Below are 16,030 nucleotides of genomic sequence, written 5' to 3' on the forward strand. Positions count from 1 at the left end.
TCCGGGAATGATCCTCCAGAACGAGCACCTGCGAGTGACGCTCGAACCCGAATACGGCGCCCAGATCACCTCGATCACGGCACCGGGCTTCGCCGGTAACGCCCTCGCCCACTATGACTGGGCCACCCCGCAACGTGCGCGGGACGGACAACGCTACGGCAACAGCACCGACGACTGGCTCAGCAGCTACCGCGGGGGGTGGCAGGAACTGTTCCCCAACAGCGGCGCCGAATCCACCATCGACGGCGTGCTCACACCGTTCCACGGAGAAGCGTCGGTTTCGCCGTGGGAAACCCTCGCCAGCCGCGACGACGCATGCGTCCTCCGAGTGGGGACCCGTTCGCCCCTGGTCGTCGTCCGGAGCATGCGCCTGCTCACCACGATCCCGGTTCTCGTCATCGAGGAAACCGTGACCAACGACAGCGATCGCCCACGCGAGTTCATCTGGGGCCATCATCCGACGGTGCCCGCCCTCCCCGGCGGGCGAATCGACCTGCCGCCGTGCACCGTGGCAGTCGAGGCAGCCAACCCCGGCGATGCAGGGCCGACCGGCGGAAACTGGCCCCGCATTCCCGGCCGCGACGGCGGCGCCGTCGATCTCAGCACGGTGCCCGATGCGACCGTGCATCGACTGACCTACCAGCACGGTCTGACCGAAGGCTGGGTGGCGTTCCGACCCCCGGCCGACGGAGCACGGCCAGGCGTCGCCCTGGCCTGGGACCTCGACACCTGGCCGTCGCTGTGGATGTGGCTTCTACGTGGAACCGACGAATTTCCCTGGTACGGCAGAGCCGACATGCTCGGTCTCGAACCCAACCGATCATGGCCATTCGACGGCCTCGACGGAGCCCGCGCCCGTGGCCAACACATCTCCCTGGGGCCCCACCAATCCCACAACACCTGGCTCACTCTCCGCCTGATCACCGACCACCTCGCCAGCCCAATCACCGGTGTCGACCGCCAGGGGGAACTGACCCGCGCGATCCCGGCAGACGAGCAGCGGAGCCCCCCTGACCATCGCACAACCTTGCCGACAACATCAGTTCGGGATGTGCTCTGACGCAGGCAAACCACGGATCGAATCGCATCGGGTGCGTTCGACGAGAACCTTGTTAGCTCAGTTTCCACTAGGTCGGTGGGGTAGACCTGAGGACATCGCCTAGATGATCTCAGCGAGGTGCGGTCCTGCTACTACCCGGGACTGACTTACCGGTCTTCGACGGATATGCAAGTTTGATGACTTCACAACTTCGTAGGCAGGCCACGGCTGCCGCCTCGTGCGCTTTTCTGAATTGAAACCCCGTAGGAACCTGCTAGGAGAAAATTATGAGAGCCGCTCGCTTTCATGCACAGCATGACATACGAATAGACGACGTTCCCGCGCCAACCGTGCGCCCGGGGACTGTAGCCGTGGACATCGCCTGGTGCGGAATTTGCGGCACAGACGTTCACGAATACCTCGAGGGCCCCATATTCGTACCGGCGGCCGACAATCCCCACCCACTGACCTCCGAAGTACCGCCCGTCACGCTGGGCCACGAATTCTCGGGAACAGTTGCCGAACTCGGCGAGGGTGTGCACGGATTGAAGGTCGGCGACCACGTCGTGGTCGAACCCTATGTCGTGTGCGATGAATGCATACCGTGCCGGGCAGGAAAATACCATCTGTGCACACGCATCGGTGTGATCGGATTGGCCGGTGGCGGTGGAGGACTGAGCGAACGCATCGTGGTCGACCCGCGTTGGGTACATCCAGTGGGCGATATACCACTCGACCAGGCAGCTCTCATCGAACCGCTGGCGGTCGCGTACCACGCAGTGGAACGCAGTGGAGCGCAACCTGGATCGACCGCTCTGATAGCTGGTGCGGGCCCGGTCGGGCTTCTGCTCGCCGCCGTTCTCCGGGGAACCGGTGTGACAACGATTGTCAGCGAAATAAGTGCCGCAAGACTGGCCCAGGCCGCTGAGATAGCTGATCATGTGCTGCACCCTGCCGACGGCCCTATCGGTGACCGAGTCCGCGAACTCACCGGAGGGATCGGTGTAGATATTGGTTTCGAATGTGCCGGCGTCGATGTAGTACTCGACACCGTATTGGACGCGGTCCGCCCTACTGGAGTGGTGGTCAACGTGTCGATCTGGGGAGCTCGCGCCTCGGTCGACATGCAAAAAATAGTTCTGAAAGAAATCGATCTTCGAGGAACTTTCGCATACGTGAATAATCACAAAGCGGTCATCGCGCTCGTCCAAGACGGGAAAATTGATCTGGCACCATTCATTACAAGCCGAATAGGGCTGAACGATCTCGTGAGCAAGGGTTTGAACACATTGATCGAGGATAACGAATCCTCGATCAAGATCTTGGTATCGCCGACCTTGTGATTGCTGAGTCTCGAACCCAACCGGGGCATGGCATTCGACGGCTCGCGGGAGTCCGCATTGGTGCCCATCAACCATCGCAGTGGAGGCAAGAAATGACCGATACGATGAAGGCGCTCGTCATGGCCGAGATCGGCAAGGTCGCGGTCGTGGACAAGCCAATCCCCGCACCGGGACCGAACGACGCGGTGGTCCGCACCACCGCGGCAATGGTGTGCACATCCGACGTCCACACCGTCGGCGGCGGCATTCCGATACCCCCCAATCGCACCCTGGGCCACGAGTCGGTCGGCATCGTGCACGCGGTCGGGTCGGAGGTCGATTGCTTCACCGTGGGGCAACGAGTGGCCGTCGGAGCGATCACCCCATGTTTCGAATGCTCCGCTTGCCAGGCAGGCAGCACCTCGCACTGTCAGGGAATGCTCGGCGGTTATCGCGCCACCGGAGCACGTGACGGGAACATGGCCGAATACTTTCTGGTCAACAACGCGAACGGAAACCTGACCCCGATTCCTGACGAAGTGACCGACGAACAAGCCGTGTACGTCACCGACATGCTGACAACCGGGTTCATGGGTGCGGAGAACTGCGAGCTGCAGCTCGGCGAGTCCGTTGCGATCATCGGCCAGGGCCCGGTAGGGCTGTCCGCCACCATCGGCTGCCGACTGCTCGGCGCCGGCAGGATCATCGTCGTCGACTCGGTTCCCGCCCGCTTCGACCTCGCCCGGCAGTTCGGAGCGGACGATATCGTCGACTTCACCCACGGCGACGTTGCCGAACAGGTGCTCGCGCTCACGGCCGGCGAGGGCGTCGACGCCGCCATCGAGGCCGTCGGCACCACGAGAACCTTCGACACCGCACTCCGGATCCTCAAACCGCGAGGACGCCTATCGAACATCGGCTATCACGAGAGTTCAGCCCCCCTCCCGATCGACATCCAAGCCTTCGGCTTGGGCCACGCCGACATCAAGATTCGCGGTGGGCTCTGCCCCGGTGGAAACGAACGCCTCGGCCGCCTCCTTGGCCTCATCGCGCGAGGCAGATTCGACCCCTCACTGATGACCACCCACAAGTACGCATTCGCGGACATCGAGGAAGCGTTCGCCCGGATGCACGACAAGAGCGACGGAATCATCAAACCGCTGATTACCTTCGGTTGAACCCGCCCCTCTCCCTCCACCCCATGACTCGCCTCGGTGCGACGCCCACGGGCAACCGCTCCGGGGCCGAGCGCTGTCACGCTGATCGAGCAGATCACCGGCCCCAACTCGAACCTACCGAACCGGTGCACAACATCCGGACCGATTGCCTTCCCGACTCGATGGAACGAAAGAAGAGACCACCAGTGCCCACCGCTCGCGCGATGAATCACATCGGAATCAGCGTCCCAGACATCAACGCCGCACTCGCCTGGTACCGCGATGTGCTTGGCTGCTACATGCTCACCGAACCCGCTGCTGGCGCTCATTGAAAATGGATCTGGCGCACTTTCCGTGAAGGCGGCAGCATGCCGCTGACCAGCGACCATCAACGATGGACCAAGATCATCCCGGTGTGACTTCGCGCCCCTGGCAGCCCTCCTGCCGCACCTGAAGGGCGTCGTCATCGACGCCGTTCACCTGATCGATGCCACGATCCGGATCACGGCCTATCCACGAGGCAACGAGGGGCGGTGCCCGCAGTGCGGCACAGCTTCGAGGCGCGTGCACTCACGGTATCGACGCCGACGACGGCACCTGTAGTGCGACAACATTCGCCGAGCAGGTACCCGGACTGACACAGCGACACGCTCGGCGAACCGCGGTGCTCGACACGATGATCGAGGCTATCGGACTGGCTGTGGCCGGTCGCGCCGGTGCCCGCCTCGCCGCCCGACTGGGGATACACGTCAGCAGGGACACGCTGTTGCGTGTCGTGCGGTCGATTCCGGATCGGCCGATCGAGACCACACCGATCCTGGGGATCGACGACTTCGCGCTCCGTCGGGGCCACGTCTACGGGACCGTCATCGTAGACCTGACCTCGGGCCGACCGATCGATCTACTGCCCGACCGGACCAGCAACACGGTCTCGGCCTGGCTGCACGCGCATCCCGGTGCCGAGATCGTGTGCCGCGACCGGGCCGGTGCCTATGCCGACGCCGTTCGCACCGGGGCACCGGATGCGGTGCAGGTCGCCGACCGATGGCACCTGTGGCGCAACCTGATCGGTGCCGTAGAGAAGACGGTGATCCGGCACCGCGCCGATCTTCGTGCGCCGGCTGCATCGACCGACATCAGCGACGGGACCGCCGACCATCCGGTCATCCCGATGGTTCCTGATGGCCGGTTGACGACCCGGACCCGTGAACGCCACGCAGCCGTACACGAGCTGCATACCCAGGGAATGTCGATTTCGGAAATCGCGAGGCAACTGAATCTCGATCGCAGGACCGTGCGTCGATTCGTCCACGCCACCGACACCGACGAACTGTTGGCCACCAGCCGGATGGCAGGAGCCACGCTGCTTACTGCGCACGAGGTCTACCTGCGAGAACGCTTCGACGCCGGGTGCACCGATGCTGCGCGTCTGACCCGGGAGATCACCGAGCGCGGCTATCAGGGAAGCGCGCAAACCGTCCGCCGATTCCTGCAGCCATTGCGCACCGCCGTCCGCACCCGGCCGGTACCACCGCGTACGCCGAGCACCAGGCAGGTCACCATGTGGTTGACCTGCCATCCGGACGATCTCGCTGACAAGGACAACCAAAGGCTCACCGACATCTGCGACCGTAGTCCCGCCCTGATGACGGTACGTGAACACATTCGCGGGTTCGCCGAGATCATGGTCGACCGGCGCGGACACGACCTGGCCGAGTGGATGACCGATGTCGATGCCACCGGATCATCGGCACTACGGTCCTTCGTTATCGGGCTACGCCGAGACCTCGATGCGGTCACCGCCGGCCTGACGCTCGTGCACAACTCCGGACCGGTCGAAGGCCATGTGAACCGGATCAAGATGCTCAAACGGCAGATGTACGGACGGGCGAACCTGGACCTGCTGCGGAAACGCGTCATCCACCTCGAATGATGCAGCGCGGCAGGGGCTTCACGGAAAGTGCGCCAGATCCACTTTCGATGAGCCTCATCACCGCCACCGCTCACAACGACGGAACCCACTTCGGGGACGTCGTCAGAGACATCTTCGGAGACCGATTCGAAAGCGTTCACATGGCACACCTAATCACCGCAGACGGCGTCGGTATCGAACTGTTTCAGTTCGATACCCCGCAAAACCAGCCACCTAACACCGACTTCGAGTACGAACGCCACGGGATCTTCCACTTCTGCCTCACGGTCGAGGACATCGCAGAGCAAGCACGCCGAATCGCCGAAGCCGGCGGAAAGTAACTGAGCAAGGTTTGGCCCCTCTACGCCAACAAGGATTACGAGGCCGTCTACTGCCAGGATCCCTGGGGAACCGTGATCGAACTCTGTGCCCACCCCTATCCGCAGTTCTGGTCCAACCTCGTTCCGCCACAAGTGTTCAATCGCTGACAGCGCAGCACCACAACCCACTGTTCGCCGCCGCGCCATGGTCGGGGGTCGGTAGTCGCGTCGGATCCGGCGCTAAGCGGAGCCCCGTCGGCGACGCCGAACTCGATGGACGAAACAAAGGTCGCGAAGGCGAGCGCTGCTCCGTCCGCATTGCTGAGACCATTGTTGTGCGCCGTGCAGAGGACATTAGCGACGAATCTCCTTGGCTGGATGCCGACGGGGGATCCGGTAGTTCGGTGTGGGTTGGATCCGGACGTCGGGGTCGTCGAATGTGTAGAGGCGGATCAGCGCGTGAGATATGTAGTGCTCGCCCGAGATGGTGGTCGAGCAGCCGCCTCTCGTGTTCGCGTAACACTTCGGGTGCACGTAGCTCGGGTCCGTGTCAGGCATCTCCGTGTTCCTATCTGCCGAGGTCGCAAGAGGCGGGCCCGGAATCTCGCATACCGAACCCGAGCAGAGGGCGACGGCCGACACCACAATCCACGTCACCCTTTCGCGTTGATTCGCGAACGCCGAACTGAATCCCCCCGACCTCAGTTCGAATTCGAACCCACGTCTCACATCCCTGGAAATGAGACGCCACCCACACCGCGCCCGGATACCGTAAACGCCCTGGTCGAACCGTCTCACAAGTTAGTTCCACAATTATGTGCCACAACACTCGTACGGACCTGACTTTCGGTACGCTCCGCAGAGCCCGGGTGTCGACCGCCAAGCAGAACCTCGCGCAGCAGATCGACGCCGCTCACCAAAGGCGGAATAGACCCAGGCGAACGTTCTACGTGGACAACAAATCCGGGGGCCACCACCGAACGTTCCGGACTGAGGCGCTGCTCGGCTGCGCCCGATGATCGTGGTACATATCCTGACCCGCTCAATCGGATCGTTCGCCTCCAGGGGGGCGGCTCTCGCACCGGCCGCCGCCGTGATCGCTACAAGAGGTCGAAGTACTGCGGACGAGCCTTCATGGCATGAATGAGCAGCTCGTTCCCACTGTCGAAGCGCAGGACAACCAGTTCCAGGAGCCGACCGTTCGGGTCGAAACCCAGCCGAAACTCGCGCGCGGGGTTGTCGTCGTCCAGACCAGCGGCATATACGTGATGCTCTGCCGCGTAGGTGCCATCGTTTCGCTGATCCCGTGTTTGAGCGCGGATTTGTGCGCCTTCACGCGACCTGGGTCCAGGCACGCACCGCTTCTCGAATCGCCTCGGAGCGGGAAACATGCTCCTGCTCGGCACGGGCGTTCAATGCCTTCAACAATGCCTCGTCCATCCGTACCGGCACCACTGCGCCTGGGCCGTCCCCCACGGTCGGTCGGCCGCGTTTGCGCAACTTTTCGACGTCGTAACCGGCCTCGGCCTCGTCTGCCCACTTCTGGATCATTCCGTCCGTGACGGGCGCTCCGTTGATCGTCTCCTCAGCCATACCCATTATCGTAATACGAAATTCGACTATAGACCACGGCCCTCGGCCCCGGCCCCAGGGATGGTCGATCCGAGTGATACCTGCTGCTCGCGTTCTTGCGGTCCATCCAACCCCTGACCCGGATACAGCAAAGCCCCAGGTAGCAGCTCGAAAATAGGCTGTACATTCCGTGTCATAAACACCGTACAGACCTAACTTTCGGTACGCTCGGCACATGGAGTTGGGGTACGCGCGGGTGTCGACGAGCAAGCAGGATCTCGCGCGGCAGATCGACGCCCTCACCAAGGCGGGGATCGACCCGGCGAACGTGTACGTGGACAAGAAGTCCGGTGCCACCACCGAGCGGTCGGGGTTGCAGGCGCTACTCGGTTACGCCCGCGAAGGCGATGTCATCGTGGTGCACACCCTCGACCGGCTCGGTCGCACCGTCCGCGACACCCTCAACCTGATCCACGACCTGCACCAGCGCGGCATCGGATTCCGGAACCTGGCCGACCCGATCCGGATCGACTCGACCAACCCGGACGATCCGATGGGGCAGCTGGCGGTGGTGCTGCTGGCGTTGTTCGGGCAGATGGAACGCACCTACGCGGTCGAGCGGGCCGCGCACGCCCGCACGGTAGCCACCGGGAAGGGGCGCCGCACCGGCCGGCCCAGTGTGGTCACCGATGCCCAGCTCGCCTACGCCACGCAACTGCGGGACGGCGGGGCCACCATCTCCGAGATCACCGCCGAGACCGGGCTGACCCGCTCCACCCTCTACCGGCACCTTCCGCCCCGGCCGGAGCAGACGCTCACCGCGGACACCGCCGACGAGTAGGCTGTGCCGCCGCCTGCTCCCTTGCCGTTGTCCCCGGCGACCGGGCTATCGGCCTGCCCGACCTGCGGATACCAGCCCACCGCCCGCCGGGATCTCGTCCCGCACCGCGCCGACCTCGCGACCGTCTGGTTGCACCTGGACGAGCACGGCCATCTGAGGGAGACGCGGCACTGCGCCCGCTGTCAGCCCCACGGCCATACCCTGGTGCTCAGCTGCTCCCGGTGCGGCGACGGCCCCCTGGTCACCGGCTCACCCGGCGAAGACCACCTGCCCGAACCGATCCTCAAATGGCTCGAGGGTCACGGATGGACCACCCTCCCCCAACTCGTCTGCGGCGAGCACAACCGGTGACTGCCGGCTTGTCGAAAGACGGATCCCGACGACGCGATCGACGCAAGTTGCCCTAATCAGTGCGACTCGCTCAGGTGACGCGCACGGCCGGCAGCGGTCGGCGGGCGAATCGGGATGCCGTACTGCTTCGCGATCCGGCTCATCTGCGGCACGCTGCGCCCCACCTCGTGCCCGAGTTCCCGCAGTGTTCGCCGCTGGGTGACGTACTGGTCGTGGAACCATGCCGGATCGACCGGCGACCCTCCGACAGTCGGGGTGATGCCGTGGTGTCGTGCCAGCCGACCTGCCGACTTCCTGCTGACTCCGATCATCGCGCCGATCTCGGCGAGGGTGCGACGCTGTACACAGTAGAGGTCGACGAACTGCGTCCGACTCAAGGCCTCCTCGGCCGCGGTCTGGGCTGCGCGTCGTCCGAACCGCTCTGCGGCAGTGGGCGATGCGGGCGCGGGATGGTTTTCGAGGAGGTAGCGGATGACATCGAGGGTGGTGCCCAGTTGCCGCGCGATCTCGGACAGGGAGGTGTGTTCGTGGCCCGGTGAGCACCTCACGCACGTGGGCCGCTCGCACCGCAAGCTGCTCCCGCTCGGCCGCAGTCAGCTGGGTCAGCACCACGCTGGCGACTTCCTGATCGTCGTCGCTCGACGGGCCGGGGCCGCCCGGGATCACCCGAACACGCTCACATGCCATGAGCTCCTTCAAGGCGACACGTCGATACCGCCCGCCCGCCGTCTCCTTGACGACGACTTCGTTGCCCGCCGCGGTCGACACCATCTCCACCACCTCGACGGTCTCGCCGTCGTAGATGAACCGAGTCCCGACACCGACCCGCACACCCGCGCCGCTCACGAACCTATTCCCAGCACGCTGCGCGAACTCAGGGGTTTGCTCAAGTCGATCATGAAATGTTGCCGCCACAACAAGTGCAGGACAGCTGAGCGGACGACAGCTTCCGGCTGGTCGGGCAGGCATCGGACGGCCTCACCGAGCGTCGTGCCGTGCAGGTCGAGTGATCGTAGGTCTGCCAGCACTCCCTCGTCGAACAGCCAGTCACGGCGATAGCCGGCCAGGAATCGGATACTGCTCAACTCAGGCTCCGCCGGTTCGCTGGCAATCTGGTAACGCCATCCACGTGACTCCACCACCAGTCGAGTCCACGCGAAGGTGAATGCAACCTCCGGCTTCGTCAGCAGCCGAGCGGGTTTCACGTCGACAACAATCGGACCATCATCGCGCAGCAGCAGGTAGTCCGGCACGTGCCGTCGTCTCGCGCCCGCGACGTCGGCTTCGAGCAGGAACGGCTGAGCGAGGATGCGGTGCACCGAGCGATCGAAGTCGGCCAACAGCAGTCGAGCCAACTCCAGACGCGACTCATAGATCACCAGCGCACGCTCTGTGCTGGACCAGTACGCGCCGGAATAGTGCCTCTGACCGTGATACCAACGGAACCGTCGCCACGGTATGGCGGCGTCGATCAACTCCGCCGGGGCGATCTCGTCCCAAACAGCCGTTGCCTCAACCCCATCGGCCCTACGACGGACGCGCGTCACGACAGATGTCGGACGTGGATCAAGATCAACGGCCATCAGACAACCTCGATACCGAAGCGGGCCGCACCACCACGGCCCCTCATTATCGATGATCAACCCTGCCGACCCGGCAACCGGGCATTCGGATGGGCGTGTCTCACAACGGTGGCGGATCCGCCACCGGCCCGCCACTCGCCGTGAGATTCCGCCACGGATTTCGAGACCCTACACGAGCTCCGCTGCGCTCCGCCCTGTCGAAGAGCTTTCTTTTTCCCTTCTGGCCTTCCGATTTTGACCGGCGGTCCGCTGCGCGCAACCCCTGGGCGCTGCGCGGCCTGACGGCCCGGAAAATTCTCTCCTCCGCTGCGCTCCGGCGAGATTTTTCCGTCCCAGAAGTTGCACTCCACGGCCCTCATGCCGGTCCACATCCTCCCTGCCAGAAGGGCAAAAGAACAGGCGGACCCACGCCGGTTCTCACCTCCAGCAGGAAGGTCGCCATGACCGCGCCGCAGACCCCGAGCTTTCCGACCCTGACCACCCGCACCACCGTCCTGATCGCCGGAGCGTCGCAGCAGGTGCGCCTGGATGTGACCAGCGCCCTGACCGCGAGCGCGGCGGTGTTCGCCACCATCGGCGCGGTGCGGATGGTCTTCACCGACCCGGCCGTCGTCCGCGGCCTGGTCGCGGTGCTGCGGCGCCCGGTCGCCGACGGGGTGACGACGGTGCTGCCCGAGCAGTTCCTGCTGCGCCCGGAGCGCTTCACCGCCGGGGAGCACGTGGTGACGGTGCACTGGTCGACGGTGCCCAACTCCAAAATCACCCCCGGTGGGGCGTTCGATCCGCAGCGTCGCCGCCACATCCACTGGGTCGACGTCGAGGCCGGGCCGCTGGTCTTCCGGTTTTTCGATCGGGCCGGTCACCGCGCCTTCGTCGCCGAGCTCGCCCGCACCGTTCAGGTGGCCCGGTCGGTGCTGCTCCCGGCCGACGACAAGGCACTTGTGCTCGACGGACGGCGTTGACTCCCCGGTGAGTTGTCCACAGCGGGCCCGGTTCTCCACAGAACCGGGCCCGCTGCCCGTCTCCGCCCCGGTCGGGGCCGGAGCGGCCGGGCACAGTGGCATCCACCGAAGGCCCGTACCGACCCGAAGAAGGGACCCGCTCGTGCACACCTGGACCGTCACCTGCGATCCGGCCGTCGCGCAGGAATCCGGCACCGCCGCCACCGAAGTCGACGCCGTGGTTGCCGGCGCCGCCGCGTTGCGCCGCATCACGGCCGCCACCCACCGGGTCGCTCAGGAAGCGCCATATGTGTGTCTGCGCATCGACACCCGCTTCCGGATCGGCCTGAGCGCCGGCCCCGACAGCCCGGACAGGGTGCTCGAGTGGATCGACGACTACGAACACCAGGCCACCATCGCGGCCGCCGTCGACGACTGCGTGCCCGGCCGGGGCGGCCTCGACCCGGCGTGCTGACCCAACCCCCGCCCCGCCGAAGGGGGGCGGCCACCGCCGGGCCCGCGAGGGAACGGACGGTGGCCCCACCTACGTCTCAGGTTGGTTCGACCGCCATCGTTTCGTACGTATCATGTTACGTACGAAACGATACGTACGAGGTAGCATCGATCGGGACTCAGGAGGCGAGCGGGAGGGCGGCGCGATGACCGAGGGCACCAGGGGAGGGCGGCGCCGGGAGTACGCCTCGGACGCGGACCGGGTCCGGGCCTGGCGGCAACGGCAGAAGGAGGCGGCCCGCGTCGAGCGGCTCGAGGCGGCCACCCCGACCGATCCGGTGGAGGCCGTGAGCACCCTCGCCGCCGCGGTCCCGCTGCTGCGGCAGGAAACCCAGGCCGCCCTCGCCCGCCTGAGCGAGGTGGCTGCGTCGATCACCGCGGCCACCGCGCTGCTGGCCGACCCGACGGCGCTCGATGCGCATCTGCGCCGGGTGCAGGCCGATGCCGACAAGGTCCGTGCCGACGCCGGCGCCGAGATCGCCGGTCTGCGTGAGCAACTCGACGCCGCCTTGGACGATCGCGCCGACGCGGATGCGGCCGCGGCCGCCGCGCTCGCGCAGGCCGACGACGCCGCCACGCAACTTGCCGCGGCCCGCCGCGACCACCAGGAGGAACTCGATCGCCTGCGCGCCGACCACACCGCAGCGCTGGACGGGTGGAGGGCCCGGTTCGAGGACTCGGAGGCGGCGCACCGTCGGCGCACTGCCGACCTCGAGGCCCTCGTCGAACAGCAGCGCGATGAGCTCGCCCGGCTCCGCGCCACCGCCGAGCAGGCCGCCGCCACCGTGGGCCGGCTCGACGCCGACCTGGTCGCCGCCCGCGCCGAGGTCGCCGCCGAGCGGGATCGCACCGAGGCCGTGCGCGCCGACCTCGCGGCCGCCCGCGCCGAGACCGCCGCGGCCCGCGCCCAGGCCGACGCCGCCCGCGAACGCGCCGACGAACTGCGCGCCGAACTGCGCGAGGTGCGCGCCGGGTCCGCAACCTCGGGCTCGACCGAGGCGAGCTGACCCTTCGGGATGGGGTCTCGCGCCCGGCATCTGCGCTGCGGGAGGGACGAATCGGTGCCGGCCGGGTGCCGGCGCTGCCGGTCCGACCGGCCGCTCGGTCGACGAGGGGGAGGGCCACAGCGGAGGGGCGCAGGACTCCTCACATCAGCAGATCGAATTCTGCAGCATACGGAGATGAGTGATTTTCCGAATCCTCTGCCCGGGCCCGCGCCCACCTGCACCGGACCGCGCAGCTCGCACCTAGCCTCGTTCGAGCGATGGTGCGGTTCGACGACCTGGTCGTTGCTCCCCAGCGACGGGAGGATGCCGGATGGTTCCCCGAAGGGGTCACCAGGCCCTCGTAGGGTTCCGGCGTGGACAACACCGAACTCACCGTCGCGACCTGGAACACCATGTGGGCGAGCGGATCGACCTCGCGCGCGGTGCGAGTACGCAGCCGCCTCCGCAAGGTGGATGCGGACCTGCTGGTGGTGACCGAGGGCCAACGCGACCTGCTCCCGGACGGCGGCCATGTCGCCGACGCCGGCACACACTGGGGGTACGACATCACGTCCCATCCCCACCGCCGCAAGACCCTGCTGTGGTCGCGGTGGCCGCTCACCGAGGTGGCGGCGCTGACGACCGGGGCAGGCGCCGGCCGGGTCCTGACCGCACAGACCCTGGCCCCGGTCGGTGCGGTGAGGGTCGTGGCGGTGTGTATCCCGTGGGCGAGCGCCCATGTGAGCACCGGGCGCCGGGACGCGACGACCTGGTCCGAACATCTCGAATGTTGCGATCAGATCGAGCAGCTCGCGGCGCAGTTCGATCCCCGGATTCCGACTGTCGTCGCCGGCGATTTCAACCAACGTGTTCCCCGGCGTCGGCAACCGATCCGGGTGTACACGCGACTGAGTGATGTGCTGGCGCGCTGGACGCTGCACACGGCGGGTGAGGTCGAGCACGGCCCGCTGATCGATCACATTGCCTCGGACCTGGACTGCGCCACGGTGCGCACCTGGGCGGGCAGCGACGAGGTGGGACGGTTGAGCGATCACGCCGGGGTGGTGTGCGCGTTGCGCCCCGCTGGTGTGGGATAGGTGCGGTGGCGGTCGAAGAGTCCTTCGACGGCACGTGCCACCTCGCCGTGCCGCGACGGATCCACGTCGCAGATGCCGCTCGAGGACCGCGCCCCTCTCGGGTGGGTCGGTGCCGGTCGCGGTCCGAGCTGTCCCCGCAGCCGCTACTTCTTCCGGGTCTTCGTCGCCGCCGACACCCCGGCCACCAGCAGCACGAGCGAGGAGATCGTCATCAACCACAGTCCCCACCCGATCTGCAGTCCGAGTCGGTAACCGAAGAACTCGGTGCCGAACGAGGCCACCTCGGAAAGATCGAGCACCGCGATGATCAGGCAGAGGGCTCCGATCACCGGGCTGGCCCACCGGCGCCCGAACCCCGCGGTGCCCCCCGCCTCGAACAATGGAGACCAGGGCGGAAGCTGCGAGTGCTCCCAGGACCAGGGTGACTGCGCCGTCACCTTCGACGCCGTGCTTGGACAACGTCAGAAAGCTCGCCCACGGGCCGACGCTGCCGATCATCACGCCCACACTCGCAACCAGCGAGACGATCACCGCCGGCAGGTAGGACAACCGCGTACCCGCACCCGTGGGGCTCGCTGCCGGCTCCGGCCGGGGGAGCGGCGCCGCACCCCCGCCCGCCCCAGGGGTCGGCGACGGTGAGCCCACCGGGAAAGCCTCCGTCGGAACGTCCGGCACGCCGGGCGCGCCGGCGGGGGCGGGCATCGTGCGGGTGGACCAGTGCTGTCCGTCCCACCACCGCAGCTGTCTCGCAGTGGCAGGATCGGGCAGCCAGCCGGCGGGGGGGAGTGCGCATGTCGGCATCATCGCACCCGGACAGATCCCGGTATCCGGGCGGTCCGCACCCCTCCGGGGAGCCCGCCCGGTGCGCAAACAACCGCACGTCACGTGCGCCGTTCGTCGCAACGTGTCCGACTCTCGCCCGTGGCGAGTCCTCGCCCGGGCCCGGCACCGACGGGGGAGCACCCGCCCCGCCGCGGCCCGACCGGCAGCGGGGCCGCGCACCGGACCCGCGGTCACCGGTGAGGGTCAGGTGAGCAGTTCTGTTGTGCCCGACCACAGCACGATCCCGGCGAGAATCACCAGGACCGCGGCGGTGGTGCGGGCGAACGCGCGGGCATGGGACCGCAGCCAGTGGTCGACGACCCTGGTGGAGGCGAACCAGGCGAGGGCACCGAACCACGCGGCCTCGGAGGCGATCAGCAACACCGCCACGGTGAGTTTGTCCCCTCCGGAGGCGTGCTGCGGTATCAGCGTGGCGAACACCGCCAGGAAGAACACCACCGCTTTCGGATTGGTGATGTTGGTGGCGACCCCGAGCGCAAAGGACGCCGACGGGGACCGCGGGGGTGCGCCCGTGTCGGTGTCGGTGAGGGGCCGCGCCCGCAGGGTCGCTACGGCCAACGACAGCAGCAGCACCGCCCCGAGGAGTTGGACGGCGGCGAGCACCTTCGGTGGTCCGGCCGCCACCCCCAGCATCGCCACGGTGACCCAGACCGCGATTCCGGTGACGATCCCGAGGGCCGCGGCGATCCCGAGGCGGCGGGACCCCAGGACCGACTGTCGCAGCACCACCACAGCATCCGGTCCGGGGGAGACGACCCCGGCCAGCCAGATACCCATCAGGGCCAGATAGCTGCCCACACTCATCGCGCCATCGTGTCATTGCCTCCTCGAGCCGGGTCGGGTGCCACGCGGGCCACCGGTACCGGGCGCGGTGCGGGGCGTCCGCCTCCGGTCGGTAGCCTGGGCGGGTTCGTTGTTCCCCGCTCGTCGGGTCCGGTATGCACCGCGGGGAGCGCACGAAGGTCGCGAGGGCCTGTCTGAGAAACGGCTCATGCATCGACCTCCGCTCGATCCGTCCGTGAACTCCATCGTGTGCTGGCATCGGCAGCTGCCGGCCCTGGCCTCGGAGCTGACCGTGCTGCGGTACGGCTTGAGTAGTTGGCTGAGTCGGGTCGGCCTCGCCGAGGACAGCCGCGCCGATGTGCTCGTGGCGGTGTACGAGGCTCTGGCCAACGCGGTCGAGCACGCCTACCGCGACCGCGCCCCCGAGGTGGTGGCCGTGGACGCGACCTACCATGCCCGCCAGCACGTCCTGGAGATCACCGTCGCCGACCGTGGCCGGTGGCGCACCCCCACCCCGCAGCCCACCTTGCCCACCCGGGGACGGGGCCTGCGGCTGATCGACGCGCTGACCACACACACCGAACTCACCACCACCGACACCGGCACGACGGTCACCATGGGCTGGACCTTCACCACCGCCGGGCCGAACACACCCGGGTGACACGAAACCCGTCCGAGCCCCGGCGGCGCCGACCACTCCGGTGCCACGCGCCGAGCCGGAAGCCCGAAGCCCCCCGGGGGGCTCTTCGACAGAGGGTAATCGGTCCGTA

The 16,030-nt window shown here is 66.9% G+C and carries 16 protein-coding genes and 3 pseudogenes; 12 read left to right on the plus strand and 7 right to left on the minus strand.

The window, feature by feature from the left end; all coding sequences use genetic code 11:
* Positions 1-7 precede the first annotated feature (7 nt).
* From A4U64_RS27155 to A4U64_RS27175, 6 genes are all read left to right on the plus strand, one after another.
* Entirely contained in the window at positions 8-1,060 is a 1,053-nt protein-coding gene (locus A4U64_RS27155) for a hypothetical protein (protein WP_065923682.1), read from the plus strand.
* A gap of 266 nt (positions 1,061-1,326) precedes the next feature.
* The gene (locus A4U64_RS28065) at positions 1,327-2,382 is read left to right on the plus strand and encodes a 2,3-butanediol dehydrogenase (protein ID WP_084648751.1); all 1,056 of its coding nucleotides are present in this window, start codon (positions 1,327-1,329) and stop codon (positions 2,380-2,382) included.
* Positions 2,383-2,474: 92 nt separating this feature from the next.
* Positions 2,475-3,539: an NAD(P)-dependent alcohol dehydrogenase gene (locus A4U64_RS27165; RefSeq protein WP_065923684.1), complete on the plus strand. Its 1,065-nt coding sequence runs from the start codon at positions 2,475-2,477 to the stop codon at positions 3,537-3,539.
* Positions 3,540-3,742: 203 nt separating this feature from the next.
* Positions 3,743-3,850, plus strand: a complete 108-nt coding sequence (locus tag A4U64_RS29300; RefSeq protein WP_442971937.1) for a VOC family protein — start codon at positions 3,743-3,745, stop codon at positions 3,848-3,850.
* Positions 3,851-4,194: 344 nt separating this feature from the next.
* Positions 4,195-5,451, plus strand: a complete 1,257-nt coding sequence (locus tag A4U64_RS27170; RefSeq protein ID WP_442971939.1) for a transposase — start codon at positions 4,195-4,197, stop codon at positions 5,449-5,451.
* Between the two features lie 47 nt (positions 5,452-5,498).
* Positions 5,499-5,771: a VOC family protein gene (locus A4U64_RS27175; protein WP_157127636.1), complete on the plus strand. Its 273-nt coding sequence runs from the start codon at positions 5,499-5,501 to the stop codon at positions 5,769-5,771.
* A gap of 1,079 nt (positions 5,772-6,850) precedes the next feature.
* Here A4U64_RS27175 and A4U64_RS28990 read toward each other — a convergent pair.
* Together A4U64_RS28990 and A4U64_RS27180 are read right to left on the minus strand one after the other, a co-directional pair.
* A pseudogene (locus A4U64_RS28990) lies at positions 6,851-7,086 on the minus strand (toxin).
* Positions 7,083-7,343: a ribbon-helix-helix domain-containing protein gene (locus tag A4U64_RS27180; protein WP_065923750.1), complete on the minus strand. Its 261-nt coding sequence runs from the start codon at positions 7,341-7,343 to the stop codon at positions 7,083-7,085. The pseudogene A4U64_RS28990 and the gene A4U64_RS27180 overlap by 4 nt, the downstream one beginning before the upstream one ends.
* A gap of 214 nt (positions 7,344-7,557) precedes the next feature.
* Here A4U64_RS27180 and A4U64_RS29305 point away from each other — a divergent pair.
* A pseudogene (locus A4U64_RS29305) lies at positions 7,558-8,514 on the plus strand (recombinase family protein).
* A 56-nt stretch (positions 8,515-8,570) separates the two neighbouring features.
* On the opposite strand, the gene A4U64_RS27195 reads toward A4U64_RS29305, so the two are convergent.
* Both A4U64_RS27195 and A4U64_RS27200 read right to left on the minus strand, forming a co-directional pair.
* Positions 8,571-8,891 (minus strand): hypothetical protein, encoded by a 321-nt coding sequence (locus tag A4U64_RS27195; protein WP_232334237.1) that lies wholly within the window; start codon positions 8,889-8,891, stop codon positions 8,571-8,573.
* 465 nt (positions 8,892-9,356) lie between these two features.
* Positions 9,357-10,097: a TnsA-like heteromeric transposase endonuclease subunit gene (locus A4U64_RS27200; RefSeq protein WP_084648752.1), complete on the minus strand. Its 741-nt coding sequence runs from the start codon at positions 10,095-10,097 to the stop codon at positions 9,357-9,359.
* 440 nt (positions 10,098-10,537) lie between these two features.
* On the opposite strand from A4U64_RS27200, the gene A4U64_RS27205 reads away from it, so the two are divergent.
* From A4U64_RS27205 to A4U64_RS27220, 4 genes are all read left to right on the plus strand, one after another.
* Positions 10,538-11,059 carry a hypothetical protein gene (locus A4U64_RS27205; protein ID WP_065923689.1) on the plus strand — a complete coding sequence of 174 codons (522 nt, stop codon included), beginning with the start codon at positions 10,538-10,540 and terminating at the stop codon, positions 11,057-11,059.
* Positions 11,060-11,201: 142 nt separating this feature from the next.
* Positions 11,202-11,513: a hypothetical protein gene (locus A4U64_RS27210; protein WP_065923690.1), complete on the plus strand. Its 312-nt coding sequence runs from the start codon at positions 11,202-11,204 to the stop codon at positions 11,511-11,513.
* A 184-nt stretch (positions 11,514-11,697) separates the two neighbouring features.
* The gene (locus A4U64_RS27215) at positions 11,698-12,558 is read left to right on the plus strand and encodes a hypothetical protein (RefSeq protein WP_065923691.1); all 861 of its coding nucleotides are present in this window, start codon (positions 11,698-11,700) and stop codon (positions 12,556-12,558) included.
* 353 nt (positions 12,559-12,911) lie between these two features.
* On the plus strand, positions 12,912-13,634 hold the full coding sequence (locus A4U64_RS27220; protein WP_065923692.1) for an endonuclease/exonuclease/phosphatase family protein: 723 nt from the start codon (positions 12,912-12,914) through the stop codon (positions 13,632-13,634).
* 143 nt (positions 13,635-13,777) lie between these two features.
* On the opposite strand, the gene A4U64_RS27225 is transcribed toward A4U64_RS27220, so the two are convergent.
* From A4U64_RS27225 to A4U64_RS27230, 3 genes and pseudogenes are all read right to left on the minus strand, one after another.
* Positions 13,778-14,071 (minus strand): hypothetical protein, encoded by a 294-nt coding sequence (locus tag A4U64_RS27225; protein WP_157127638.1) that lies wholly within the window; start codon positions 14,069-14,071, stop codon positions 13,778-13,780.
* A gap of 253 nt (positions 14,072-14,324) precedes the next feature.
* Positions 14,325-14,438: pseudogene (locus A4U64_RS29310) on the minus strand (DUF2510 domain-containing protein); the annotation flags it as partial.
* A gap of 222 nt (positions 14,439-14,660) precedes the next feature.
* Positions 14,661-15,281 carry a LysE family translocator gene (locus A4U64_RS27230; protein ID WP_065923694.1) on the minus strand — a complete coding sequence of 207 codons (621 nt, stop codon included), beginning with the start codon at positions 15,279-15,281 and terminating at the stop codon, positions 14,661-14,663.
* Positions 15,282-15,468: 187 nt separating this feature from the next.
* Between A4U64_RS27230 and A4U64_RS27235 the strand changes: the two genes are divergently transcribed.
* Entirely contained in the window at positions 15,469-15,921 is a 453-nt protein-coding gene (locus A4U64_RS27235; protein ID WP_065923695.1) for an ATP-binding protein, read from the plus strand.
* The last annotated feature ends 109 nt before the right edge of the window (positions 15,922-16,030 follow it).

The sequence above is a fragment of the Rhodococcus sp. WB1 genome (assembly GCF_001700945.1).
Classification (GTDB): domain Bacteria; phylum Actinomycetota; class Actinomycetes; order Mycobacteriales; family Mycobacteriaceae; genus Rhodococcus; species Rhodococcus aetherivorans.

Excerpts from the sequence above, each read along its gene's own strand:
- A4U64_RS27155 (WP_065923682.1), top strand. The coding sequence starts at position 8 with ATGATCCTCCAGAACGAGCACCTGCGAGTGACGCTCGAACCCGAATAC.
- A4U64_RS28065 (WP_084648751.1), top strand. The coding sequence starts at position 1,327 with ATGAGAGCCGCTCGCTTTCATGCACAGCATGACATACGAATAGACGAC.
- A4U64_RS27165 (WP_065923684.1), top strand. The coding sequence starts at position 2,475 with ATGACCGATACGATGAAGGCGCTCGTCATGGCCGAGATCGGCAAGGTC.
- A4U64_RS29300 (WP_442971937.1), top strand. The coding sequence starts at position 3,743 with ATGAATCACATCGGAATCAGCGTCCCAGACATCAACGCCGCACTCGCC.
- A4U64_RS27170 (WP_442971939.1), top strand. The coding sequence starts at position 4,195 with ATGATCGAGGCTATCGGACTGGCTGTGGCCGGTCGCGCCGGTGCCCGC.
- A4U64_RS27175 (WP_157127636.1), top strand. The coding sequence starts at position 5,499 with ATGAGCCTCATCACCGCCACCGCTCACAACGACGGAACCCACTTCGGG.
- A4U64_RS27180 (WP_065923750.1), bottom strand. The coding sequence starts at position 7,343 with ATGGCTGAGGAGACGATCAACGGAGCGCCCGTCACGGACGGAATGATC.
- A4U64_RS27200 (WP_084648752.1), bottom strand. The coding sequence starts at position 10,097 with ATGGCCGTTGATCTTGATCCACGTCCGACATCTGTCGTGACGCGCGTC.
- A4U64_RS27205 (WP_065923689.1), top strand. The coding sequence starts at position 10,538 with ATGACCGCGCCGCAGACCCCGAGCTTTCCGACCCTGACCACCCGCACC.
- A4U64_RS27215 (WP_065923691.1), top strand. The coding sequence starts at position 11,698 with ATGACCGAGGGCACCAGGGGAGGGCGGCGCCGGGAGTACGCCTCGGAC.
- A4U64_RS27230 (WP_065923694.1), bottom strand. The coding sequence starts at position 15,281 with ATGAGTGTGGGCAGCTATCTGGCCCTGATGGGTATCTGGCTGGCCGGG.
- A4U64_RS27235 (WP_065923695.1), top strand. The coding sequence starts at position 15,469 with ATGCATCGACCTCCGCTCGATCCGTCCGTGAACTCCATCGTGTGCTGG.